This window comes from Solibacillus sp. FSL R5-0691 (assembly GCF_037974225.1).
GTDB lineage: Bacteria > Bacillota > Bacilli > Bacillales_A > Planococcaceae > Solibacillus.
On sequence record NZ_CP150231.1, the window covers coordinates 2206913 to 2231649 of the forward strand.

Annotated in this window: 22 protein-coding genes; 3 read left to right on the plus strand and 19 right to left on the minus strand. The window is 40.4% G+C overall.

The window, feature by feature from the left end:
- Nucleotides 1-7: 7 nt before the first annotated feature.
- Entirely contained in the window at nucleotides 8-388 is a 381-nt protein-coding gene (locus MKY51_RS11140; protein WP_339172029.1) for a MerR family transcriptional regulator, read from the minus strand.
- Nucleotides 389-553: 165 nt separating this feature from the next.
- Nucleotides 554-1801 (minus strand): methionine gamma-lyase family protein, encoded by a 1248-nt coding sequence (locus tag MKY51_RS11145; protein ID WP_339172032.1) that lies wholly within the window; start codon nucleotides 1799-1801, stop codon nucleotides 554-556.
- A 117-nt stretch (nucleotides 1802-1918) separates the two neighbouring features.
- Here MKY51_RS11145 and MKY51_RS11150 point away from each other — a divergent pair, with 117 nt between their 5' ends.
- Complete coding sequence (locus MKY51_RS11150) at nucleotides 1919-2527, plus strand: trimeric intracellular cation channel family protein (protein WP_339172034.1); 609 nt, start codon at nucleotides 1919-1921, stop codon at nucleotides 2525-2527.
- 50 nt (nucleotides 2528-2577) lie between these two features.
- Here the strand turns inward: MKY51_RS11150 and MKY51_RS11155 are convergent, their stop codons facing one another.
- From MKY51_RS11155 to gpr, 14 genes are all read right to left on the minus strand, one after another.
- On the minus strand, nucleotides 2578-2880 hold the full coding sequence (locus MKY51_RS11155; protein ID WP_014823385.1) for a rhodanese-like domain-containing protein: 303 nt from the start codon (nucleotides 2878-2880) through the stop codon (nucleotides 2578-2580).
- Between the two features lie 79 nt (nucleotides 2881-2959).
- On the minus strand, nucleotides 2960-3184 hold the full coding sequence (gene hfq / locus MKY51_RS11160; RefSeq protein WP_079527893.1) for an RNA chaperone Hfq: 225 nt from the start codon (nucleotides 3182-3184) through the stop codon (nucleotides 2960-2962).
- Between the two features lie 77 nt (nucleotides 3185-3261).
- Nucleotides 3262-4170: a tRNA (adenosine(37)-N6)-dimethylallyltransferase MiaA gene (gene miaA, locus MKY51_RS11165; protein ID WP_339172042.1), complete on the minus strand. Its 909-nt coding sequence runs from the start codon at nucleotides 4168-4170 to the stop codon at nucleotides 3262-3264.
- Nucleotides 4163-5080, minus strand: a complete 918-nt coding sequence (locus MKY51_RS11170; RefSeq protein ID WP_339172043.1) for an alpha/beta fold hydrolase — start codon at nucleotides 5078-5080, stop codon at nucleotides 4163-4165. Before MKY51_RS11170 ends, miaA begins: the two co-directional genes overlap by 8 nt.
- A gap of 23 nt (nucleotides 5081-5103) precedes the next feature.
- Nucleotides 5104-7011, minus strand: coding sequence for a DNA mismatch repair endonuclease MutL (gene mutL / locus MKY51_RS11175; protein WP_339172045.1), 1908 nt, complete (start codon nucleotides 7009-7011; stop codon nucleotides 5104-5106).
- A 16-nt stretch (nucleotides 7012-7027) separates the two neighbouring features.
- Complete coding sequence (gene mutS, locus MKY51_RS11180; RefSeq protein WP_339172047.1) at nucleotides 7028-9640, minus strand: DNA mismatch repair protein MutS; 2613 nt, start codon at nucleotides 9638-9640, stop codon at nucleotides 7028-7030.
- Between the two features lie 180 nt (nucleotides 9641-9820).
- Nucleotides 9821-10402: an outer spore coat protein CotE gene (gene cotE / locus MKY51_RS11185; RefSeq protein WP_339172050.1), complete on the minus strand. Its 582-nt coding sequence runs from the start codon at nucleotides 10400-10402 to the stop codon at nucleotides 9821-9823.
- A 223-nt stretch (nucleotides 10403-10625) separates the two neighbouring features.
- On the minus strand, nucleotides 10626-12815 hold the full coding sequence (locus MKY51_RS11190) for an EAL domain-containing protein (protein WP_339172053.1): 2190 nt from the start codon (nucleotides 12813-12815) through the stop codon (nucleotides 10626-10628).
- 425 nt (nucleotides 12816-13240) lie between these two features.
- The gene (locus MKY51_RS11195; RefSeq protein WP_339172056.1) at nucleotides 13241-13678 is read right to left on the minus strand and encodes a RicAFT regulatory complex protein RicA family protein; all 438 of its coding nucleotides are present in this window, start codon (nucleotides 13676-13678) and stop codon (nucleotides 13241-13243) included.
- Complete coding sequence (miaB, locus tag MKY51_RS11200) at nucleotides 13675-15210, minus strand: tRNA (N6-isopentenyl adenosine(37)-C2)-methylthiotransferase MiaB (RefSeq protein WP_339172058.1); 1536 nt, start codon at nucleotides 15208-15210, stop codon at nucleotides 13675-13677. Before miaB ends, MKY51_RS11195 begins: the two co-directional genes overlap by 4 nt.
- 76 nt (nucleotides 15211-15286) lie before the next feature.
- Nucleotides 15287-15631: a hypothetical protein gene (locus MKY51_RS11205; RefSeq protein WP_339172061.1), complete on the minus strand. Its 345-nt coding sequence runs from the start codon at nucleotides 15629-15631 to the stop codon at nucleotides 15287-15289.
- A 92-nt stretch (nucleotides 15632-15723) separates the two neighbouring features.
- The gene (lepA, locus tag MKY51_RS11210; RefSeq protein WP_339172063.1) at nucleotides 15724-17553 is read right to left on the minus strand and encodes a translation elongation factor 4; all 1830 of its coding nucleotides are present in this window, start codon (nucleotides 17551-17553) and stop codon (nucleotides 15724-15726) included.
- A gap of 335 nt (nucleotides 17554-17888) precedes the next feature.
- Nucleotides 17889-18710, minus strand: a complete 822-nt coding sequence (spoIIP, locus tag MKY51_RS11215; protein WP_339172065.1) for a stage II sporulation protein P — start codon at nucleotides 18708-18710, stop codon at nucleotides 17889-17891.
- A gap of 83 nt (nucleotides 18711-18793) precedes the next feature.
- Nucleotides 18794-19828, minus strand: a complete 1035-nt coding sequence (gene gpr, locus MKY51_RS11220) for a GPR endopeptidase (protein WP_339172067.1) — start codon at nucleotides 19826-19828, stop codon at nucleotides 18794-18796.
- A 164-nt stretch (nucleotides 19829-19992) separates the two neighbouring features.
- Between gpr and rpsT the strand changes: the two genes are divergently transcribed.
- A complete protein-coding gene (rpsT, locus tag MKY51_RS11225) occupies nucleotides 19993-20241 on the plus strand; it encodes a 30S ribosomal protein S20 (RefSeq protein WP_251686766.1) in 249 nt (82 codons plus the stop codon).
- Between the two features lie 70 nt (nucleotides 20242-20311).
- On the opposite strand, the gene holA is transcribed toward rpsT, so the two are convergent.
- Nucleotides 20312-21322, minus strand: coding sequence for a DNA polymerase III subunit delta (gene holA, locus MKY51_RS11230; RefSeq protein WP_339172071.1), 1011 nt, complete (start codon nucleotides 21320-21322; stop codon nucleotides 20312-20314).
- A 244-nt stretch (nucleotides 21323-21566) separates the two neighbouring features.
- Between holA and MKY51_RS11235 the strand changes: the two genes are divergently transcribed.
- A complete protein-coding gene (locus tag MKY51_RS11235; protein ID WP_339172073.1) occupies nucleotides 21567-21740 on the plus strand; it encodes a YqzM family protein in 174 nt (57 codons plus the stop codon).
- A gap of 51 nt (nucleotides 21741-21791) precedes the next feature.
- Here MKY51_RS11235 and MKY51_RS11240 read toward each other — a convergent pair whose 3' ends face one another.
- Both MKY51_RS11240 and MKY51_RS11245 read right to left on the minus strand, forming a co-directional pair.
- Nucleotides 21792-24110: a DNA internalization-related competence protein ComEC/Rec2 gene (locus MKY51_RS11240; RefSeq protein WP_339172075.1), complete on the minus strand. Its 2319-nt coding sequence runs from the start codon at nucleotides 24108-24110 to the stop codon at nucleotides 21792-21794.
- Entirely contained in the window at nucleotides 24079-24654 is a 576-nt protein-coding gene (locus MKY51_RS11245; protein ID WP_339172077.1) for a ComE operon protein 2, read from the minus strand. The genes MKY51_RS11240 and MKY51_RS11245 overlap by 32 nt, the downstream gene beginning before the upstream one ends.
- Nucleotides 24655-24737 lie beyond the last annotated feature (83 nt).

The following is a 24737-nucleotide window of genomic DNA, read 5'->3' on the forward strand; positions in this document are numbered from 1 at the left end:
TTACGCGCTATTGATAAAAGCGCGATAAATCCCCTTGGCGTAACGATGTTTTTTGCATGCGTTGTGCCTGACGCATTTCTTCACGTAAAATTTTGCGTAATTCCGAATCTGAAATATCATTATTTGCTTTTTGAGCTGCAGGGTCATTTTTCAAAGCAAACACTTTTTTGATCCCTGCCATATTAATGCCCTGTTCAAGCATATCTTTGATTTCCAGTAAAGTATCGACATCATTTAAAGAAAACATGCGTCGATTTCCTTCTGTCCGGTGCGGCTGAATTAAATCATGCTCTTCATAATAACGGATTTGTCTTGCTGTCAGGTCCGTTAATTGCATGACGATACTTATCGATAATAGTGGCATTGAACGTCGAATTTCACTACTCAATTTAATTCACCTCCCTTAAAGTTATATTACGACTTGTTATTAACAATGTCAAATGTATGTCAGAAAAACTCACATTACTTTTGTAAATGAGCAAATAGTTGACAGAATAAAGCGAATTTTATGCACAATAAAAAATCGTCCAATGAAAGGACGATTCCTAATATATTATTTAAGTTTTTGGACCGCAGTACAAATGGCATATTTTACATGTTCATATGTTAAGCCACCTTGGATGAATGCTGTAAATGGCGGTCGAATTGGACCGTCTGCTGTTAATTCGATACTTGAACCTTGGACAAACGTACCTGCCGCCATAATGACATCATCTTCATAACCCGGCATATAGGCAGGCTCAGGCGCAAAGTGGGCGTTAATAGGTGAAGCAGCTTGGATTTCTCGACAAAATGCTACCATTTGTTCCGCCGTTTGGAATGAGACCGATTGAATAAGATCTGTACGGACATCAGTGTAATGCGGCGATGTCGTCATACCGATTTCTTCAAGCATTGCCGATGTAAAAATTGCACCCTTTAAACTTTGTGCTACGATATGTGGTGCCATGAAGAAGCCCTGGTAAAAATCTGCCAACGTATTTAACGAAGCCCCTGCTTCTGCACCGATTCCCGGTGATGTCATACGATAGGCACATTTTTCCACTAAATCCGCGCGACCTGCAATGTATCCGCCAATTTTAGCAAAGCCCCCACCCGGATTTTTGATTAATGAACCAGCCATCAAGTCTACCCCAACTTCTGTCGGCTCAAGCAACTCTACAAATTCACCATAGCAGTTATCGACAAAAATCACAGCGTCCGGTGCGATCACCCGTATTTTTACAACCATTTCAGCAATTTGTTCGACCGTAAATGATGGACGCGTTGCGTAACCCTTTGAACGCTGAATCGCAATCATTTTCGTGTTTTCGTTTACTGCCTGTTTTACACCTTCCCAATCAATTTCCTTGTTATCGATTAAATCTACATGGGAATAGCCGATTTTATAGTCCTTTAAAGAACCTGTATCTTTTTCGCCCCCGTCAACGATCGACTGAAGTGTGTCATATGGCTTGCCTGTAATATAGACCAATTCATCACCAGGACGCAATACACCAAATAAACTTAATGTAATTGCATGTGTCCCAGAAATAATTTGGGGACGTACAATCGCTGCCTCTGCCCCGAAAGTTTGCGCATAGACACGCTCTAAATTATCACGGCCTTCATCATCATAGCCATATCCTGTTGAAGGATGCAGATGAAAGTCACTTACTTGATTTTCACGAAAAGCTGCCAGTACCTTTTGCTGATTATAAAACGCACGTTCATCCACTTCCTGATGATAAGTGCGGACTTTTTCTTCCACTTTTGCTGCAAGTGTTAATGTTTCAGCTGTTAATATTGATTGAAATGCCATTTTTACTACTCCATTCTGTTCAAACTGTATCCATTATACATGAAAAAAAATAGTTTTGACGAATGTTTGAAAAACTGCTATTGTCATGGTCGAAAGGACATTAAGGGAGAGATGTTTATGGCTTGGGAAGTATTTAGTTTGATCGGAACAATTGCCTTTGCCGTTTCCGGGGCCATTGTGGCAATGGAAGAAGAGTACGATTTATTTGGGGTGTACATATTAGGGATTGTCACAGCTTTTGGGGGTGGTGCCATTCGAAATATTTTGATTGGTCTTCCGGTATCGACATTATGGAACCAGGAGTTTTTGTTTCAAATTGCTCTTTTGGCAATTACGATTTTCTTTTTAATTCCGCATCATCTAATTAAACATTGGAATCGTTGGGGAAATGTGACCGATGCAATCGGCCTATCCGCCTTCGCCATTCAAGGGGCCATGCATGCGGTACATCAGGATTTACCGATTGTGGCTGTCATTGTTGCAGCAGTGTTGACAGGTGCCGGAGGAGGGGTTGTTCGAGATTTGCTTGCCGGCAGAAGACCCATTATATTACGGCACGAAATTTATGGGGTATGGGCGGCCAGTGCAGGATTTTTAATCGGCCTTAAAATTTTTTCGGGCGATCTGTTTTTATATATATTATTTGTTATCATTACTATTTTGCGCATATGTTCCTATACAAAAGGCTGGAGCCTGCCATCGAAAAAAATTCATTATACAAAGTAGCATAAATTTAGGAAGTGTCGAATCAACCGACACTCCCTTTCTCTTGAAAATTATTTAAATTCTAATTCTCCATCATAGGCCATCATTCCGCCATCTAAATTCGTTACATCAAAACCTTGCTCTGCCAGATATTCGCATGCATTTGCACTGCGTACGCCGCCTTTACATACGACAATATAGGATTTTGAATTGTCCAGTTCATTAGTACGTTCAGGGATTGAGCCAAGTGGAATATGTACAGCACCTGGAATCATTCCGTGTTCCACTTCAAAATCTTCACGAACATCGATTACATTTAAATCTTCATTTGCATCGAGTAAGTTGATCAGTTCATCTGTTGTCATCGTTTTCATCAAAAATCCTCCAATACTTATAGCGTCTTAGTCATTATAATCAATCAAACCAAAATTCGCTACAAGTTTGGCTGTGGCGTTACTCTTCTTCCGATAATGCTACATTTTTGGACGGGACAAAAGTAGAAATTGCATGCTTATAGATAAGCTGCTGTTTGCCTTCCGATTCCAATAGTACGGTAAAATTATCATATGATTTTATAAGTCCTTTTAATTGGAAGCCGTTTAACAAAAATACCGTTACAAAAACATTATTTTTACGTAAATTGTTTAAAAAAGTATCTTGCAAATTAATCGATTTCATCGTTGTTCAATCTCCCTTACCATAAAATACATGCAATAGTTACCTATTCGTTATGCGGACAAAATTTCCCTTTATTTTTAATGAGTTTCAAACAAACTTTTTATTTTATTCCAATCATTTCCGATCCACGCAATATCCATTTTGTTTCGGAAATAGGTAAGCTGGCGCTTCGCATAGCGTCTGGAGTTTTGTTTAATCTGCTCCACTGCTTCATCAAGTGAAATAAGTCCATCGAAATGCGCGTACAATTCTTTATAGCCGATTGCTTTAATCGCCTGAACATCACGTATTCCCGCATCATATAATGCCCGTACTTCTTCAACAAGACCTGCTTCCATCATCAGATCCACACGTAAGTTAATTCTTTCATATAACTTTTCACGATCCATATCCAACCCGATAATTAAATGGTTATATAACGGAATATCGCCCCGGTTGAATTGCTCTTCCGCTCGAGAAACTCCTGCCAGTTCTGCCATTTCCAGTGCCCGAATAACACGTCTTGTATTATTCGGATGGATGGATGCGGCAGCAGCCGGGTCCAATTGCACGAGTTTTGCATGCATCGCTTCAGGACCTAGTTCTTCAAGTTCTTTATAATAGTTTTCGCGTGCTGCTTCATCCACTTCCTGTTTGGCAAACTGAAAATCATACAGGACAGATTGTACGTATAGCCCCGTTCCTCCGACAATGATCGGCATTTTTCCTCGGGCTTGGATCTCTTCAATTTTACCGCGAACAAGCTGCTGATATTCCGCAACCGAAAATCCTTCCGTCGGTTCTTTAATATCGAGTAAGTGATGCGGCACACCTTCCATTTCGGCTTCGGTAATTTTGGCCGTTCCGATATCCATATGGCGATAGATCTGCATGGAATCCCCGTTTATAATTTCACCGTCAATCTCTTTTGCCAAGCGGATACTTAGCGCTGTTTTTCCGGATGCTGTAGGACCGATAATGGCCACGACATCGATTTTATTATTCATCTTTTAACCACCGTACAATTATTTCTTTTACTAGTTCCTTCTTTTTTTCATTAAGGATTTCATGGCGCATTCCTTCAAATATATGCACCTTCACATGCTCTACACCTGCCTGTGCAAACAGTTTTCCGACTCGAAACGCTCCTTCTGCTTCAGGACCTGCAATCGGATCGTATGTCCCGTTTGCCACGAGTATTTTTAAGTCAGACCGGATACGCGCATTAGCCTGTTCATCTTCCATCTTCAGCATGCCTCCCGTTAAATCAACGAAAAATTGATTCGTTGGGATTACACCGCAAAATGGATCGGCAATATATTTTTGTACCTCTTCTTCATCGGTAGTAAGCCAGTCGAAGTTTGTTTTCGCATTCTTAATTTTTCGATTAAAACTGCTGAAACTAAGATCATTCATAAAATCACTCTGTATTTGTGCCCCCTGCATATTTACCAGCTGCTTCGCGATAATATGTCCTGCCTTATGAAGCAATGTCGGTGATCCCGTTCCCGATAAAATCAACCGTTCAATTTTATCGCTATATTGTTGAATAAAACGGCGGGCTATGAACGAGCCCATACTGTGAGCGAATAAAATAGGCTGCTCTGTTGTTTCTTTCTTTAAATAGGAGAGCACTTCTACAACATCCTCTACAACACGTTCAAAACCCTTTTCAGGTCCGAAATAACCGAACATGCCGTTTTTTTGCGCTGTAAAACCATGTCCCCGATGATCATGAGCAGTTACAAAGTATCCTTCGTCACAAAGCTTTTCAGCGAAATTTTCATAACGCCCGCTATGTTCCGACATCCCGTGCAAAATATGAATATGTCCAATACGCTTTTTACTCGGTGCATACGTACGGACGAAAATATCATGCCCGTCTGACATGGTGACAAAAAATGACCTTTGCTCCATAAAACCATCCCCTTGTGTATGAATTACATTACGCGTTTAAACATTTTCTCCACTTCATAAGACGTGAAATGAATGAGTACAGGTCTTCCATGTGGACATGTAAACGGATTGTCGGCATTTCGTAAATCATTGATCAGCCTTTCCATCTGTTCTTTGTTTAAATAGTGGTTCGCTTTAATCGATTTTTTGCAGCTCATCATAATCGCCGCATCTTCCCGTAATTTCTTTATATCCGTTTTCCTTGCACTTAACACTTGTTCGATTAATTCCTCGATAATTTCCTGTTCCTCGCCTTTCGGGAACCATGTTGGATATTCCCGTACAACAAATGAAGAAAGTCCGAATTCTTCCAAGAAAACTCCTACTTCTTCTAGTGCTTCCTTCGATTCCATCAGACGCAATGCTTCATCTGCAGCATAATGGAATGTTAACGGCATAAGGAGTGTCTGACGTTCGTTTGCATTCACTTCTCCGACTTTATCCCGGAAATACTCATACTTGATCCGCTCCTGGGCTGCATGCTGGTCAATTAAATAAAAACCGTCTTCCATTTGGGCTACAATATATGTTCCGTGAATCTGACCGACAATTTCAACTTGTGGGAAATGCTTTTTTGTTTCGGTTTCTTCCAATGGTGTCTGTTCCATATAGATTTCCTCATCAACAGATGGAAGCTCATCGAAATCGGACCGATTATGCTGTTCACCGCTTTCCGTTATAGATGTTGAATCAATCTCTACGGCCGGTTGTTGTTTAGTCGAAGTCGGAACCGGCGCATACGGCTCTTTTACAACAGAAGCTTCACTTGATAATCGCTCAACAATAGTCGACAGCTTATCTTCATTGAATGTCGGCTGCTGTGAGGATGCCGGAGCAGGATTCCAAATATTCATCTGCTCCGTCGGTGTTCGAACCGGCTTTTCTTTTTTTTCAGCGAGTGGTATGCGGATCACATCGCGGATCGCAGTACGGATCGTATCTTCAATAAGCTTCAGCAGTTCCGGTTCTTTACTCAAGCGCACCTGATGTTTCGCCGGATGCACATTGACATCGGTTAATTGCGGATCACCCTCAACATACAAAAGTACGATCGGATATCGCTCAATCGGTAAATACGTATGGTATGCATCTGTAATCGCCTTCTGAATCACGAAATGTTTGACCCAGCGTCCATTGACGAACAGCGACATATAGTTTTTCGAAGCACGCGTCACCTCAGGCAAGCTTGCATAACCGTGAATTTTATAATCTTGATTTTGACCTTCAAATGGCAGCATTTTCTTCGCATTATGTGCACCGTAAATAGCTGCCAAAACTTGCTGGACCTGACCGCGCCCGTTCGTTTGCAATAATGTTTGCCCATTATGCACAAGTTTAACCGCAATTGTTGGATAGCCAAGTGCAATCCGGTTTACAAAATCGATTGTGTGTCCAAGCTCGGTCTGAATCGTTTTTAAATATTTCAGGCGCGCCGGTGTATTGAAGAACAGCTGGGCAACCGTAATATCAGTCCCCCTGCGTAGGGCGGTCGGCTGATGTTCCTTCAAATGACCGCCTTCCATATACAGGTGCACACCTCCATTCCCGTCCGATGTACGTAAAGTTAACTTGGAAACCGAAGCAATCGATGCCAATGCTTCACCACGGAAACCCAGTGTTCGAATCCGGAACAGATCCTGTTCTTTTTCTATTTTTGATGTGGCATGGCGTGAAAAGGATTTAAGTGCATCCTCTTCGTCCATACCACTTCCGTTGTCAATGACTTGTATCGATTGAAGGCCAGCTTCTTCCAGGAAAATTTCGATTGACGTACTGCCTGCATCGATTGCATTTTCTACTAGCTCTTTTACAACAGATGAAGGGCGTTCCACCACTTCACCGGCTGCAATTTTATTCGATAGCCACTCATCCATTATTTGAATTTTTCCCAAAGCCGTTCCCTCCTTATTAATTTCCTAATAATTTTTGCTGCAGTTCATGTAATAATGTCATCGCCTGCATTGGTGTTGTACCCATCACATTCAGTTTTTTCAATGCATCGAGTACTTCTTGATGTTCTGGTGCGATTGCTGGTTCTTCCTCTATTGTAAATAATGAAAGCTGCAAATCGTCCTCTGCCACCTGTTCCGTTATTTGCGGACTTTGTGGTGGTTGTTGTTCGTAATGGATCGCTTGCGGCTTTTCAGCATTCGTAGCTTCAAACTGCTCCAGTAAAATACGGGCACGCTGTAAAATCGTTTCCGGCATTTCCGCAAGTTCTGCCACATGCACACCGTAGCTTTTATCCGCAGCACCTTTTTTCACTTTATGCAAAAATACCACTCGGCCGTCCTGCTCGGTTGCACTGACATGAACATTTTGCAGCCTTGCCAGCTCGTTTTCCAAATCCGTCAGTTCGTGATAATGAGTTGAAAATAATGTGTTTGCTCCGATTTCATCATGAATGTATTCCATCATTGCCTGCGCCAGACTCATTCCGTCATATGTTGAAGTACCGCGTCCGATTTCATCAAATAACAGCAAACTGTTTTTTGTTGCATGTGTAATGGCATGCTGTGATTCAAGCATTTCCACCATAAATGTCGATTGACCTGCCGCCAGGTCGTCGGCTGCACCGATGCGCGTGAAAATCTGGTCGGTAATCGGCAGGATTGCTTCGTCAGCCGGTACATAGCACCCCATTTGTGCCAAAACGACGATCAGTGCCACTTGGCGCATATACGTACTTTTACCCGACATGTTCGGACCGGTAATCAGCATCATATTTTTTTCATCTGTCAGCACACAATCATTTGGGACATAGCTTTGTTTATTGAGCATTTTTTCAACAACCGGGTGTCTTCCTTCAATAATTTTCAAGGCACGCCCTTCATGGAATACCGGCTTTGTAAAACGGTATTTGTCTGTTACCGTCGCAAAGCTCATCAGAACATCAAGCTCACTGATCTGGGCAGCCAATGCCTGAACGCGTGGTATATACCCTTTTAACTGTTCTCGCAATGCTACAAATAAATCATATTCCAATGCAAGGCTCTGCTCCTCAGCGTTCAAGATCAGTGCCTCTTTTTCTTTTAATTCTTCGGTAATAAAACGTTCAGCATTCGCCAAAGTTTGTTTTCGTTCAAAGCGTGCCAGGTCCGCATTATTCAAATGGGATTTTGTAATTTCGATATAATAGCCGAACACGCGGTTATAGCCGATTTTCAGATTTTTTATCCCTGTCAGTTCGCGTTCTTTCTGCTCAAGCTGGGCAATCCAGTCCTTCCCATTGCGGGATGCATCACGATATTCATCGAGCTGTGCATTGTACCCGTCGCGAATGACATCGCCTTCTTTGATCGAAATGGGCGGATGTTCGGTAATCGCTTCTGCCAGCAATTGTTCAATATCTGCGCACACGTCCAGCTTTTGACCAAGTACCATACACTTTTCCAACCCGCTGTTTACAAGCATTTGCTGGATCATTGGTACTTGTCGTAGCGATTCGCGCAGCTGTGCCAGATCGCGTCCACCAACAGAACCAAATGCTACACGCCCTGCCAGACGTTCCAAATCATAGACATTTTTCAGCAGTGTCGTTAATTCATCGCGTAAAAAGAAGTCTTCAAGCAATTCCGTAACAATCGCCTGTCTCGCCTCAATCGCATTTTTCTTTGCGAGCGGCTGATGCATCCACTGTTTCAGTTTTCGGCCGCCCATTGCTGTTACTGTTTCGTCTAAAAGCCACAGCAATGTTCCTTTAGAATCTCCGCCGCGTATGGACTGAATCAGCTCCAAATTACGTTTGGAATTCGTATCGATGCGAAGGAAATTATCCGCTTCCGTATAGGCAAACGGCTGTATATGCGATAATGAACGCATTTGCGTCCGCTCAACGTATTGTAATAATCGCTTTGCCACACCTTGCAGCTGTACCGGCAAGTGTGCAACATACTGGTCCGCCTTATCTGTATCCATTTCTTCTGTTTCAAGAGACAGGACGATGCCTCCCACTTCCGCATAATCGGCAAGAAGTAACTGCAGCTGTTCGGTCACAATCAGTTCTTTTATTGCATAGGCCTGGACTTGCTGAATTAATTGTTTTGCACTTCCTTCAATAACCGAACAGTTTGCTTCACCTGTCGATACGTCCAAATAGGCGAATACGATCTCACCATCTTCATTACTTTCAGCCGCTGCAATAAAATGATTTGATTTCCCGTCAAGTGCTTTCCCTTCTGTAATCGTTCCCGGTGTAATTACTTGTACGACTTCACGTTTCACAACACCTTTTGCATGCTTTGGATCTTCCGTCTGTTCACATACAGCCACTTTAAAACCTTTTGCCACAAGTGTTTCGATATAGCCTTGTGCAGAATGATGCGGGACCCCACACATCGGTATTGGATTATCGGTATTCCCCGCACGAGCTGTTAATGTAATTTCCAGCAACTGTGACGCTTTAATGGCATCATCAAAAAACAATTCATAAAAATCGCCTAGACGGTAAAATAAAAAAGCATCTTTGTAATCTTGTTTTACGAGCAAATATTGTTGCATCATCGGTGTATATGTAGTCATGTTTATTTCCCTCACTTGCTAAAACTTGTACAAGTATTATACCATTTGACTTGCATTTTGCCTTGCAAACGCAAAGAAAAGGAATTGTCTGAAAGTAATCTTCAAACAATTCCCAACTGTTTACGATAGATTTTTACAATTCTTTATGCCCAAACATTTGCTGTTTAACGATAGATTCTTTTATGAAAAAGATGAGGAATCATAATCTTTGCCAAAATCTTTGCCGCCGGAATCGGACGACGATGATGACGAAGATGATGAACTGCTGGATGGCTGTTGTGAACTTTCTTCAAACGACCATTCATCCTCAAAATCAAGCGGGTGTACATTAATGACAATTGTCGTTTCCCCGATAATTTCCACTAAAAATTCACGCTCAACGGTTACCTGGATCTTGTCGCCTTGCTTTGTAATGATTGCCTCAATACAATTCGGCGCTTGTAATACACGGACTTTCACATCATTCGAATCAACTTCTTCACCGTCACGGAATGACAGTTTGACACGATCCTTATAGGAAATCGTCTCCGTATGCACTGCTGTTTTTGAATGATTGTTATATGCATACCATACATTCACATCAAACTTCCCTGTCACCTCAACAAATTTACCATTACGCTTTGCCTGGTAATGATGATTAATCACCCAGCAACCTAATATGCTCGTTGGCGCATTCGGTGGACAGAGCGTTTCTACACATTCGGTACGCTTCTTCCCTTTCGCAATAACTGCTTTCGTCACAATTTGACGTAAACGCTTCACCGAACATCTCTCCTTTCTTCAACTGCTCGACTTATTGTATGCGGCAGGTGCCTAAAGGGTGAAATGAGTTTTTAGAAAAGAAAAAACTACTACAAACCTTAATTGTAGTAGCGCTTTTCCTATCCCTTCGCTCAAATGTCTCTTTTGTAGATTGTATTTCTTGCGGGATATGGCCTACATAGCCTTTTGTTGTTTCGCCCATATTTTTGTCCCACTGAGAGTTTTATTTGCTGAAAGAAATTTTTATCTCGTTATCCAGCAGTTCATTAATTTGTTTAATAGGCATCGGTTTGTAGTAATAATATCCTTGGCCCACCTGACAGCCTAATCGCTTTAATTCAAGGTGCTGTTCTTCTGTTTCGATGCCTTCTGCCACCGATACCATGCTCAAGTTATCCGAAAGCTGAATAATCGTTTTTATAACGGCATTCATCCGGGGATTCGCTAAATCATCGACGAAACTTTTATCAATTTTTATTTCTTTAAACGGCAGTTCCTGCAAATAACTCAGTGAGGAATAGCCAACACCAAAATCATCAATCGATGTTTCAATGCCAAGCTGTTGCAGCTCATCGATAATTTTTTTTGCCCGTAATACATCTTCCAGTTCGACACTTTCGGTAATTTCAAATTTTATGAATTTGGGATCGATTTTATAGCTTTCAATAAGGGCAACGGAACTTTCCACAAATGCCGGATTATAAAAATGACTCGGTGATATATTGATCGATACTTGATACAATTTCATTCCCGCATCATGACGCTGTTTTTGCCATTGAAGTACCTTTTTGAAAATTTCGAGGTCTACCTTATAAATATTGCCGGTATTTTCTGCAACCGGAATAAACAGCGTTGGCGAAACAAAACCTAAATCGGCCGAATTCCAGCGTGCCAATGCTTCAAAACTTTCAATTTCCCCTGTCATCAAGTTCACTTTCGGCTGGAGCATCGGGAAAAATTCGCTGTTTTTTAAACCGCGTGTAAAATGGGCCAGTATTTTCATCTCTTGTTCGACCGACTCAATTAATCCCATATTAAAGCTTTTAATAGCACTGCCCGTTACTTTCAGCGCACTTGATAATGCATTATCCGCCTGGCGGACTGTTTCTATGTAGTTAGTACTGGAACTAAAAGATGAAGTTCCTATTTTTAAAGTTAAATACACTTCTTTTTCATCAATATAATACGGCTCCGATAAAACATGATCCGCTTCGACGGGTGGGATATTCATTTCCCTCAATGACAGTGACGTTGCTACAATAATTGATGAATGTGTGTATCTCGCAATGATCGAATCCCCGAATGTCGAGATATTCTGAATTCTTTTGGCAAGCTGACGCAGCACTTCATCCCCGCCTTGGCGGCCATATAAATCAATTATATTTTGGTATTCTCCGGGTTCAATAATATATAAATGCCCATTAGGGTGTTCCGCAGCAAACTCTTTTAAAACGATTTTAAAGCACTCATAATTATTCAATCCGGATGCTACATCCTGAAAAGCAAGACGGTGAATTGCACTTTTCTGATCAAAATATTTTAATGCGAGCGTGACAATGGGTGCAATTCGATTCATAAATTTTATTTCAATCGCTTTTGGTTCTGCCCGTTGCTCAAAGTACATTGTAAATAAGCCGATTGTTTTTTCTTCCGAGTTTAAAATTGGCTGGCTCCACATTGAAACTAAATGATACTTTTCAATAATCGGCTGATATGCTTCATGATAGACCGATTGCTCCAAATCTTTAATAATAAGCGGTTTATTGTTTTTTCTTTTGTCTTTGAGATCCATTAATAAAACATTTTCATCGAGCTCTTTCAAATCTCTCCACATTTCCCCGTAAATATTAATCATCCGGTCATTTTCATCAACAAGTACGATGGAGCAGTGACATTTCTTTCCGAAAGTTATTTCAACCGTTCTGCAAATATTGCGTAAGACATTTTCGATTGGATGTCCTGTTTCCAGACTGAAGTACACTTCACGTTCCAACTCAATCAATGATTCGATGTTCATGGAGTCTGTTACATCTTTCATAATGATGACACAATATTGGAGTATTCCCTGCTGATTGAACATTGGCAAATGACGGACTTCATTCCAGAATGCATAACCATCTTTACGGTAATGAAAGGATGAAGTTTTAAAAGTGAGTCCATTTTCAATACTTTCCCGAATTGAATTTTCATTTACCATATCTGTAAGAGGCCCTTGCAGTAATGAAAATGTCGACCCGATTACATCAGCTTCATCGTACCCTGTTGTTTGCAGAAAGAGCTGATTGGTAAAATCAATTGTATAACCTTTATTGGGGTTGATAATTGCTACTGCCGCATCTATCTGCCTGGCCATCTGACATAACCAAACGTACATTCCTTCATCACTTACATTTAGATCGTCATATTCGTACATAGGCAAAGTCCTTCCCATATAGTTCTAACTAACTTAAATTATAACAAAAGAAAGTAGGAATATCGACACCATTATTTACACATACTGTTAAGGTTTTAGAATATTAAATTTAAAAAAGAGGTTGGGACATAACCCAAAAATGCTATTTTTCTCTGAAAGAAAAATAGCATTTTTTTGCTGAGCGTTAAAATTGATTTCCATTCCGGGACGCTTTCCGCGGGCGTGAGGCCAACAGGATGTTGGTCACAAAAGCGTTGCCACAGGACGTGGCGTTCTTAGCTTTTGTTCCTAGTCTCAGGCGTCACGCTATTCCCGCAGGAGTCGCCCTCCATTCCAATCAATTTTGCAATATATCCATTTCTTAATAAAGGCTTTCCTTTTATTTAGCAATAATTATACTTATGTCCCAGCCTCTTAAAATCATTTTAAGAGCATGAGCCTGGTGTACTATTACGTACCTTTGAGCCTGTTTCGCCTTTTAGTAAATCTCCGCCAGTCGAAGCAATAACTTCATCTGTAACATTGTTCGCTATGGCATTTGATACTAATTGTAACAGTTCATTTACTTCTGTCTGTGATTGTTTAAATTGTTGAACGACTGGTAGTTCGTCGATTTCTGTTTCAATTCCTGTAATCTTGCCTTCAATCATTTTAAGCGCTTTTTCTTTCCCTAAGTGTTGGAAGTTAACTGCCTGTTTTTGCAGTGCTTTTAATGAAGCAATTTTTTCGCGTACAAATTGGTTTTCATTGATTTGTTCTTCTGCTTTTTTGAAAAATTCAACTTCTTCGGTATTCGCAATCATATGGGCAATTTCTTTTGCTTTTTCTACAATCTCATCTTTTGTATATAATTTTGTTGTCATCTTACGAACTCCCCCTCTTTTGTCACTTCTTCTACAAATTCACCCATTAATGAGTATGATTTTGCTTCTAAAATTTTTACATTTACAAGCTTTCCAATATATTTTGGATCTGCCTTAAAGTTAACAAGACGGTTTTTGCGCGTATACCCAGCTAACACATCATCGCGTCTTTTACTGCTGCCTTCAACTAAAACTTCTACTGTTTGACCTTCCAAGTCTTTGAGCGCTTTTGCAGAATACTCCCCGACAATCGCATTCAAACGGTGCAGACGATCTTTCTTTTCTTCTTCTGTTACATTATCGACCATTTTAGCAGCCGGTGTTCCTTCACGAGGCGAATAAATATATGTGAACGCCATATCAAAGCCAACTTGTCGATACAAATCAAGCGTTTCCTGGAATTGCTCTTCTGTTTCATTCGGATAGCCTACAATGATATCAGTTGTCAATGTTACGCCCGGAATAGCCGCTTTAATCTTATCGACTAATTGCAGGAAATGCTCACGTGTATATTTACGAGCCATAATTTTTAAAATTTCATTTGAACCCGATTGTACCGGTAAATGAATATGATCAACGAGATTTCCGCCTTTTGCCAAGACTTTGATTAAATGATCATCAAAGTCGCGCGGATGACTTGTTGTAAAACGAATGCGCGGAATATCGATTTTACGGAGTTCATCCATTAAATCACCAAGTCGATATTCGATATCATCAAAGTCTTTCCCGTATGCATTGACATTTTGGCCTAATAGCATAATTTCTTTATAGCCTTGTGCTGCCAATTCACGCACTTCCTGGATAATTTCTTCAGGTCGACGTGAACGTTCCTTGCCCCGTGTATATGGAACAATACAATATGTACAGAACTTGTCGCAGCCGTACATAATATTCACCCAAGCTTTAATCGAGCCAATACGTTTTTTCGGAAGGTTTTCGATGACATCGCCTTCTTTTGACCATACTTCAACAACCATTTCCTTAGACATATAGGCATCGTGTAAAATATTCGGTAATCGGTGGATATTATGTGTGCCGAACACCATATCAACATGCTGATACTGTTTTAATATTTTGTTCACAACAGACTCTTCTTGCGACATACATCCGCAGACGCCGATCAGCATTTCCGGATTTTTACGTTTATATTTTAACAGGAAGCCCAGCTCACCGAATACTTTATTTTCCGCATTTTCACGGATTGCGCACGTGTTTAGTAAAACAACATCCGCTTCTTCAATCATTTCAGTCGGTGTATAGCCAAGCTGCATGAAAATACCAGCCATTACTTCCGTATCGTGCTCATTCATTTGACAGCCGTATGTTCGAATATAAAACTTACGATCCTGTCCCATTCCAAGAAATTTTTCTTCAATATCAAAATCTTTATGATACTTTACTTCTTCTTTACCGCGTTTTTTCGCGTCTTTTAGTGAAGGAGCTGTAAATACTTTTTCGAAATATTTACTATAGTCTTTTTCTTCCTTAGGTTGTTTAATCTGCTGACTAGCTAGTCGTTGTTCTTCATTCATCGACTACTTGCCCCCCTATCATTTATTACCTTAACTCATTTCATCATTATAGCGAACTGTTGCCGGTTGTTACAAGCTAGTCGATAAATTGTTTGTAACTATTTAAGTCATTATTACGTAAAATTGTAAAAAATGTGACACTCAATTTAATTACCTGTGCCCAGTTCATTTCATATTGCGCTTCAAATTGATGCTTTGGCAGGCGCAGAACATCCTGAAACAGTCGTTTCGCTTCAATGTTCTGTTGTGCTAAATACGCTAAAAATGCCAAAAACAGCTTGTGGTCCTCCAGCTTCACCGCTTTGTTTTCCAACAGTGCGTCTACACGGCCGCCCGGAGAGTTGGCCCGTTCAAACAATTTATTCAATTCACTTTCCAGTTTTTCATTTTTATATTGCAAAAAATTTAAAATATCGGTCATATTTCCTACCTCATTTTCAAAAAACATTTCAGTAAACTTTTCATCTAAAAACAAAAGGCAGAAAGATTGCTCTATCTGCCTTTTTACAAATCCTATTTACTATCATCCATTTTCAGTACAGCCATGAATGCTTCCTGAGGTACCTCTACCGAACCTACTTGCTTCATACGTTTTTTACCTGCTTTTTGCTTTTCAAGTAATTTACGTTTACGTGAAATGTCACCGCCGTAACATTTTGCAAGTACGTTTTTACCCATCGATTTAATTGTCGAGCGGGCAATGATTTTTTGACCGATCGCAGCCTGCACCGGTACTTCGAATTGTTGACGAGGAATCAGTTCTTTTAATTTCTCTACAATTACTTTTCCGCGTTCATATGCAAAATCTTTGTGTACGATGAAGCTTAGCGCATCGACTTGTTCACCGTTCAATAGAATATCCATTTTGCTTAATTTAGAAGGCTGGTATCCGATTAATTCATAATCGAACGACGCATAGCCTTTCGTATTCGATTTCAGGAAATCAAAGAAGTCGTATACGATTTCCGCTAAAGGCATTTCATAAACGATTTTTACACGCGAGTCATCGATGTAATCCATCCCTGAGAAGTTACCGCGTTTTTTCTGGCAAAGTTCCATTACAGCACCTACATAATCGTTTGGTACCATAATTGTCGCTTTTACGTACGGCTCTTCAATGCGGTCGATTTTTTGCGGATCCGGCATCATTGACGGGTTATCGACTTTTAATACCGAACCATCAGTTTTTGTCACTTCATAAATTACAGAAGGCGCAGTCGTGATTAAATCAATGTTGAACTCACGCTCAATACGCTCCTGAATAATTTCCATGTGCAATAGCCCTAAGAATCCGCATCGGAAACCGAAGCCTAATGCCTGAGAAGTTTCTGCCTCATATTGGAGTGCAGAATCGTTTAATTCCAGTTTTTCAAGTGCTTCACGTAAATCGTTGTATTTGGCAGTATCAATCGGATAAAGGCCGCAATATACCATCGGATTTAATTTACGGTAACCCGGAAGCGGTTCTGTAGCGGCACGGCTGCCAGCAAAAGTTACAGTATCACCTACACGTGTGTCCTGAACATTTTTGATGGATGCTGTTAAATAACCTACATCCCCAACTGTCAGTTCAGCTTGCGGTATTGCTTTCGGTGTATGGATTCCTACTTCGATTACTTCAAATTCTGCACCTGTTGCCATCATTTTAATTGTATCTCCGGCTTTCACAGTACCATTTACAATACGGATCGAGATAATAACACCTTTATAGGCATCATATACAGAGTCAAAAATTAATGCTTGTAATGGAGCATCAGGATCACCTTGTGGGGCAGGTACTTTTTCAACGACCTGTTCCAAAATATCCTCGATTCCAATTCCTGCTTTTGCTGATGCAAGCACTGCTTCAGAAGCATCCAGTCCAATTACATCTTCCACTTCTGCGCGGACACGTTCCGGGTCTGCAGCAGGCAAGTCGATTTTATTGATAACCGGTAAAATTTCAAGGTCATTGTCCAGAGCCAAATATACGTTTGCAAGCGTTTGTGCTTCAATTCCCTGTGCGGCATCGACTACTAAAATGGCACCTTCACATGCCGCTAATGAACGTGATACTTCATATGTGAAATCGACGTGACCCGGTGTGTCGATCAGATGGAAAGTATAGATTTCGCCATTTTTAGCATTATATTTTAATTGTACGGCATTTAATTTAATTGTAATTCCGCGCTCACGCTCCAGATCCATCGAATCCAGAAGCTGTGACTTCATTTCTCGTTGTGTAACAGTTTGCGTCTTTTCCAATAAACGGTCAGCAAGTGTTGATTTCCCGTGGTCGATATGTGCAATAATCGAGAAATTTCGGATATTTTCTTGTCGTTTTAAACGTTGTTCTCGGTTCATGTATAATTCCTCTCCTAATTAGAAAAAACACCTGAGCCCATTTAGGGTTTGGTGTCACTACATATGTAGGTTATTCATCCATTTACTTTTCTACTAAAATACAGCCTCTATTCTCCATAATTTGAAGTAATGGAACAATAGAGGCATAACGTATTTTAAATTATACTATGAATTGTAGTGAAACGACAACAGCGAACCTTCACCTGCAATAGGAAAACCGCATTTCGCACCAAACTTTTGCGAAATGCGGTTTTTCATATTCGAGTGGGCAGCCGTACTGATATGGCTCATCAACTTCACACTACCCGCCTGCTATTTTGTATTTCAAATAATACTTAAGCTGCTGATTCAACAAAAGCAACCCGAATCGCCTGCGCTAAAATCGCCATTGTACGTTGAAGCTCTTCTTCCGTATTGTCTATGCCTCCAAGTTCAATCAGCAATACATTAGTCGCAAGATCCTGATTGTAAACACCGTCAACACCAGTTCCCGACTTTTTCATAATTCCGCGTGAAACGCCAGGCACAATTCGATTCACTTGCTCGCTTAGCGTTGTTGCATAAGCTAAATTCGCTTCATATGCAGGATGTTCTGCACCGACGACAAATGCAATTTTTGCATATTGTTCATTATTTGCTGTAAGCGTCGTCACTTTTTTAGGTGCTGAATCCCGATGGAAATCGATGACAAGATCATATTTGCTTCCTTCCAAATACTCGGCCAATACAGGTCGCGCCACTTTGTATGCCTGGTGAAATGTCGCATCAACCTGTTTCATTTCGGTCATAACATCAAAATCAACAATATGTGGTGTTAAACCGTTTAATTCAAGATAGTGCTGCATCATTTCCTGGAGTGAAAAGATATTCATTTCTTCATCATAGACTGCCTGCATCCCTTTTGTTTTCTTGACGATCGGCTTATAGGACTCGTGTGAATGTGTGAACATCAGCAGTACATCGAATGGATCGACTTTCGGTTCTTCAGGTACTGTGTCTATTGGCTCTGTCGCCGCATAAACAACGTGCGGACGTTCACTTTTAATTTTTTGTGTAGTCATTTCATTATTTGGAAAAGGGAATTGCCCAATAATAATAGGCAGTGAAAATAAAAATAAGAACAATAATGAGAAGCGTTTTAGTTTCCGCAAACACATCACCCTTTCTCCAATACAATATGGGAAAAGAGTAAAACTTAGAACGTATAACTAGTTTTTATTGTTCAGAAAAAAATTGCCGGCTAATTTCCGGCTTTTTGTTTTTCATCAAGCCATGTAAACAAGCTTTCACCTAGTAGAAATGCATATTGACTAAGCCAGAAGTCGACTTCTTTCGGTGTAACCATCAATCGCTCGGGATGGGTGCTGAAAACTTCTTCAAATAATTGTCTTCGGTCTTCAGTCGGCCATGTCGCCCACTGACCGAAAATCGGTTCGACTGTCGTTAAATCGACCTCTTCGTTTACAGGTGTCCAGCTTGTTACGGAAAGCTTGCCGGACGGTTTCCCTCTTTCCTGGATTTTAGCCGCAATTGATCTGAATGCAACATCAATTGCATCAGCGATTAAAATCGGGGCTTCCACAACGGTCGGAACGCCGATTGCTGTTACCGGAACGCCGAGCACTTCCTTGGATACTTCTTTGCGATGGTTGCCGACCCCGCCTCCTGGATGGATACCTGTATCAGTTAGCTGGATAGTACGGCATAATCGGGCACTTCCGCTCGTTGCAAGCGCATCGATAATAATGACGAGCGCAGGTTTAATTCTTTCTGCCAATGCATGGATATAATCACTTGTTTCAAATCCTGTTTGGCCGGTAACACCCGGCGCATACAAAATAAACTTTGGTGAATCCAGTTCTGACTGTTTTTTATGCATGGCATCGATTGTATAAGGACCGATCGCATCCGGGGTAATCGTCTTGTTCCCTAAGCCAATCACTAAAATTTTTGAATCCGCCGTAATTTTTATATCTTTGTGCAGATCGTGCAGGTAATGGATTAAAGACTCCTGCATTTGTTCAAAACCATGGCGGTCTTCTGATGTTAATGTAGGGATGGACAACGTTATATACGTGCCCTGCTTTTTACTTATTCTTTCTTCCCCTGCAGCATTCACTTCAACTTTTGTGATTTTGACACGATTTTGTTGGGATTCTTCCATGTGAATGCCACGTTCGCGTTCCAATGTTTCCTTTTGCTCTTTTGTTTGATGTTGGACGACTTCTGCTGTTTCATCAATTAAATCTGTTCGATTCCAGTCAATTTTTTTCATATTGCACCTCCACAATTCAGTTTGCTCAAACTGTCAAGTAAATATTCTTTGCATTTATGTATTGCAATTCCTTCAATCCTTTGGTAGAATGATTTTTGTTGTATTGACACATGAAATAAGTGAGAAAATACTCATCTCGTACCTAAATCTAGGAGGTGAAAGAAATGCCAAACATTAAATCTGCTATCAAACGTGTAAAAGTTAACGAAAAAGCTAACGCTGCTAACGTACAAGCAAAATCTGCTATGCGTACTACAGTTAAAAAAGCTGAGCAAGCGATCGCAACAGGTGCTGAAAACGCACAAGAATTAGTAGTTGCTGCTTCTAAAGCATTAGATAAAGCTGCTTCTAAAGGTCTTATTCACAAAAACGCGGCTTCTCGTAAAAAGTCTCGTTTAGCGAAAAAAGCTTAATTGTAACTTATAAAGCCAACTGTGCATCTGCACAGTTGGCTTTTTTCATTGTTTCCTAGAATAAAATTTTCTATAGTTTCTTCATTAAAAATAGCTCGAGGTGGCGTTCACGGTTTCCGCCCGTTGTTTTCAGCTGAAGATCCACTTCCGCCAAACTGTAGAGGGCCTGAAGCAAACGCTGGTCGGATGGGCGGTTTCTTTGGCCTGAAATAACTTGCACCCGATAAGGATGGATTTTAAGCTGTTTTGCAATCTGTTGCTGATGGTATCCTTTTTTTTGCAAATAAAAAATATTTGTCATCGTTCGGATATTATTTGCCAAGAGACCTACAAGTTTAATTGGTTCTTCTTTTTGACGTAACAGATCATGGTAGATTTTGAGCGCCTCTTCCTGATTGTGGTCCAAATAGGCATTCAGCATTTTAAATGCATCATGCTCAAGCGTTTTCGCTACTAAATCTTCTACAAGATCACGTGTAATCTCATGATCTTCCCCTAAATACAAGGCCATCTTCTCTATTTCCATCTGAAGCTGGAGCATATTCGGCCCGACCATTTCAAGCAGTTTGCCGACTGCCTCATCGGTAATCGCTTTTCCATGCTGCTCTGCTTCGTTTTTCACCCATACATTCAAATCATTGTTCTGCGGGGTTTCTGCTGCGATTACTGTACATTTTTCTTTCATAAGCTTTGTAACTTTTTTACGCTCATCCAACTTTTCATACGGGGCGATAAATATCGTGATGGCTGTATCAGTAGGATGCTGCAACCAGTTTTCAAGGCGCTTCAAATCATGGTCTATCTTTTCTTTGCCTTTTTCAGTCGCTTTTAAAAATGATGCATTTTTAGCTATTATTAATTTACGTTCCGAGAAAAACGGAATCGTATCCGCTTCATCAATAACATAATCAATCGGCTGTTCATTTAAGTCAAAGGTCATAATTTCCGCTTCCTCATTTTTTTGAAGAGCTGCCTTCAACTGCTTAATTGTTTCGTCCACAAAATAGGATTCTTCTCCTACAAGCAAGTAAACCGGTGCGAAATTCCCCTTTTTAAAATCTTGCCATACTTTTGTTATCATACTGGGAACCTCCTTTACTTTCGTAGTTCTAAGTATACCATTTTTTACGTTACTGAGGATGTCCAGTTTCATATCTCCTTATGCCTCGAACTCGTATTTATTGTTTCTATCTCCTGTATATTTAATTATGGATTTTTTTGAAATTCAACCCAACTCCATAAACCAATAAAAGGAATAATTAGCATTTCATATAGCATTTTAAGTTAGAATATTCTATAATTATTGGAGATTAGGAGGGATACTTATGGCAGGACATCAAGATCCAAACTATGTAGCTGAAAACCCATTTGAAGGTCGTGGCCGTGCGATGAAAAGCAATGACTTTCCGGATGCAGGTTACGGTTTCGCCATTGGTGGCGGTTTCTTCATCGTATTGTTTATTATTGCAACAATCGTAGAAGCAGCTACACGTATGTAATTCCTTAAAAGCGGGATGGTTTCTTAATAAAATTAGAAACCCTCCCCTTTTTTATTTCATAAATAGAGTGTTTGATTTTTCAATGTACATTTGACTTTGTGACACGGAAACTTCTACTGTTCCATCTAATCCTGTTATCGCGTATGGGATATTTTTTTCTTCAAATCGATTGACAACATCTGTATGCGGATGATTATAGCGGTTATTTTCGCCTGCCATAAACACAACAAATTCAGGATTTGTTACGGCTATAAATTCTTCAGTGCTGGAAGTTCTACTGCCGTGATGTCCCGCCTTTAATAGATCGATATTGCGTAATTTCCCGTTATAAAGCCGAATGAGCTCGCTCTCGCCTTCCTGTTCCAAATCCCCTGTAAATAATGCTCTAAATGCCCCGTGCTTTAAAAATAGAACGAGCGAATCATTATTGCCTTCATATTCAATATCCAATGGCCATAAATATTCCAAAGAGGTTTCCCCGATTTGCCACTTATGACCAGCCATCTTCTCCATTAGTTTTGTATTCGTTTTCTCAAGTTCCTGTAAAAAATCATTCATAACCGGCTTACCGAACGAACCTGGTGTCACATGCACCTCGTTTACAATTACTTCCCGCAACACCTCTTCAGCCCCCTCAACATGATCGGCATCCGCATGTGACAGTACAAATGTGTCAATTGTCTGTATCCCTCGCCCTTTTAAATAAGGAACGACAACTTGACGCCCGATTTCATAGGGCGTTTTTCGCTCTTTCCACTTTTCCTGTTCAAATCGCAACAAGCCTCCTGCATCGATGACAATGACCGATTTTCTGTGCGGCAATTCAATGACAATGCAGTCCCCTTGTCCGACATTGACAAAAGCAATTTTCAAATCATTATTCAAAAATGGCTGTCCATGAAATATTAATGCCGGCAGAACTAAAACAAAGATCACTTTCTTTAAACGCGCTTGCTGGTCAAGCAAATAAAAAGCAAACAAAACCGAACCGTACAAAAGAATAAGCCACGTAATTGAAGGTTTTCCGGGATTCCACATTTGAACAATCGGCTGCTGAATGTAGAGTATGAAATTTGTCAGTGCTGTACGGAGTGGCTCATATATAAAAAAGAGAATGGTATCAACCGGGAATGGCAAAAAAGTCAGAAAAAGAACAAAAAGATTGACTGGTAAAATAATAAAGGAAAAAAGAGGTACAAAAATAATATTGGCGATAAAAGAGGAAAGGCTAATTTCGTAAAAGTGGAACAGTAATAAAGGATAAACGAGGATTTGGCATACAAATGTAATGTAAAAAGACTGCACCCAAAAATTTGAATAGCGGGCTAAAATGCGGTTCGAATAAACTAAGCTGTAAGTGGCCAAATAGGATAGCTGAAAGCCGACTTGAAATACCGCACCAGGCTCTAATAAGACAAATACAATAAAGCTGAGCGATAATGCATCATCCATCGGTATTCTCCAACGAACATACTGTGCAAGTAAAACAAATTCAACGACACTAACTGCGCGCCAAATAGACGGTGCGCCTCCTGCTAAAATTGCATAGAGAGGCAATAGTATAAGCAAAAGTATTGTCGCGATTTCTCTACGTATCGTTAAGCGGAGCAATATCTGGAAAAACAGAAATGAAACAAGCGCAACATGCAATCCTGAAATCGCGAATAAATGGGTAATCCCAAGTTTTTGATAAGCGCGATTTAATTGTTCATCTACATTATCCTGGTAACCGATTAAAAGGGCTTGTGCTTCAGCTGAAAGTGAGGGTGGAAAAGTTTTTTCAATATGTTTTTTTAACCGAAAGCGTTGTTCATAGATTGGTTGCATAAAGTTTTTATTTTGCCTTAAATATTGGAGTTGATGAATTTCAATGATCCCTCTTGCATTTTTGCTTTGCAAATAGCGAGCCATAGAAAAGCCATAGCGGTGTGCGGGGATTGATGGGGATACTTGCTCCCCAGTCACAAGAAAACTTGTACCAGCAAGCTGCTGAGCCTCGAAACGCTGCTTTTCGTTTTCATTTTTCAATTCATAGGTGACATATACTTTGTCGCCGGAATCATCATGCATGAACCCTCTTAACATCACACCATTGATATTGTACTCATCGGTCCATGTTAACAATGCCGGTAGTTCAACAGGTCTTGAAAGCTTATTGACTTCAAAGGAAAAATAGCTGTAACTCCCAATGCCAACAATTACTATACACAACAGATGTATGTTTGCCAGTCGTTTATAAAGACTAAACATCAACAATAACGCAATCAGAAAAAGAAGCCTTCCCGATTCAAATGCAGCAAGTGCACTGATACAAATCGACAAGGCGTAAAATATCCAGTTATGCTTGAACAAGTTTACCAAATAAAGCATGCATCTTCTCCTCTAATGGGAGCAATTGATCGCGGCTTGCACCTAACTCACGAAGCTTTTCGAGCATTTCAGCAGTCAACGCAAACTTTTCATCCTGCAGAAAGTCGATCTTTGCTTCATCAAACGGAATATGTGCAACATGGACATCTGCTTTTTTAAACAGTTCCATTGCATATGAATTATTTTTATAATCCTTTGCATAGTACACATTTTTAATGCCGGCCTGAATAATCGTTTTCGTGCATGGCAGGCATGGGAAATGCGTGACATACAGATCCGCTCCATTTGATGGCGTACCATATTTGGCACATTGCAGTAATGCATTCGTTTCTGCATGCACTGTACGGACACAATGGTTGTCCACAACGTAGCATCCTTCTTCGATACAGTGTTCGTCGCCTGAAATCGATCCATTATATCCGCCGGCAATAATGCGCTTTTCCCTTACTATTGTCGCTCCTACCGCAAGACGGCTGCACGTGCTTCTTAATGCGAGTAAATGACTTTGTGCCATAAAAAATTGATCCCAAGTAATTCGCTCCATATGATAACCCCCAAATGTTTTGTCACCTATCAGTTTATACGTAGTTCCTGACATGCGCAATGTAAGATCGTTCAGAAATTTCG

Excerpts from the sequence above, each read along its gene's own strand:
- rpsT (WP_251686766.1), top strand. The coding sequence starts at position 19,993 with ATGCCAAACATTAAATCTGCTATCAAACGTGTAAAAGTTAACGAAAAA.
- holA (WP_339172071.1), bottom strand. The coding sequence starts at position 21,322 with ATGATAACAAAAGTATGGCAAGATTTTAAAAAGGGGAATTTCGCACCG.
- spoIIP (WP_339172065.1), bottom strand. The coding sequence starts at position 18,710 with ATGTGTTTGCGGAAACTAAAACGCTTCTCATTATTGTTCTTATTTTTA.
- hfq (WP_079527893.1), bottom strand. The coding sequence starts at position 3,184 with ATGAAATCGATTAATTTGCAAGATACTTTTTTAAACAATTTACGTAAA.
- lepA (WP_339172063.1), bottom strand. The coding sequence starts at position 17,553 with ATGAACCGAGAACAACGTTTAAAACGACAAGAAAATATCCGAAATTTC.
- gpr (WP_339172067.1), bottom strand. The coding sequence starts at position 19,828 with ATGAAAAAAATTGACTGGAATCGAACAGATTTAATTGATGAAACAGCA.
- MKY51_RS11205 (WP_339172061.1), bottom strand. The coding sequence starts at position 15,631 with ATGACCGATATTTTAAATTTTTTGCAATATAAAAATGAAAAACTGGAA.
- miaB (WP_339172058.1), bottom strand. The coding sequence starts at position 15,210 with ATGAATGAAGAACAACGACTAGCTAGTCAGCAGATTAAACAACCTAAG.
- MKY51_RS11145 (WP_339172032.1), bottom strand. The coding sequence starts at position 1,801 with ATGGCATTTCAATCAATATTAACAGCTGAAACATTAACACTTGCAGCA.
- MKY51_RS11195 (WP_339172056.1), bottom strand. The coding sequence starts at position 13,678 with ATGACAACAAAATTATATACAAAAGATGAGATTGTAGAAAAAGCAAAA.
- mutS (WP_339172047.1), bottom strand. The coding sequence starts at position 9,640 with ATGACTACATATACACCGATGATGCAACAATATTTGCTCGTAAAACAA.
- MKY51_RS11235 (WP_339172073.1), top strand. The coding sequence starts at position 21,567 with ATGGCAGGACATCAAGATCCAAACTATGTAGCTGAAAACCCATTTGAA.
- miaA (WP_339172042.1), bottom strand. The coding sequence starts at position 4,170 with ATGAATAATAAAATCGATGTCGTGGCCATTATCGGTCCTACAGCATCC.
- MKY51_RS11150 (WP_339172034.1), top strand. The coding sequence starts at position 1,919 with ATGGCTTGGGAAGTATTTAGTTTGATCGGAACAATTGCCTTTGCCGTT.
- MKY51_RS11245 (WP_339172077.1), bottom strand. The coding sequence starts at position 24,654 with ATGGAGCGAATTACTTGGGATCAATTTTTTATGGCACAAAGTCATTTA.
- MKY51_RS11155 (WP_014823385.1), bottom strand. The coding sequence starts at position 2,880 with ATGAAAACGATGACAACAGATGAACTGATCAACTTACTCGATGCAAAT.
- MKY51_RS11240 (WP_339172075.1), bottom strand. The coding sequence starts at position 24,110 with ATGCTTTATTTGGTAAACTTGTTCAAGCATAACTGGATATTTTACGCC.
- MKY51_RS11170 (WP_339172043.1), bottom strand. The coding sequence starts at position 5,080 with ATGGAGCAAAGGTCATTTTTTGTCACCATGTCAGACGGGCATGATATT.
- MKY51_RS11190 (WP_339172053.1), bottom strand. The coding sequence starts at position 12,815 with ATGTACGAATATGACGATCTAAATGTAAGTGATGAAGGAATGTACGTT.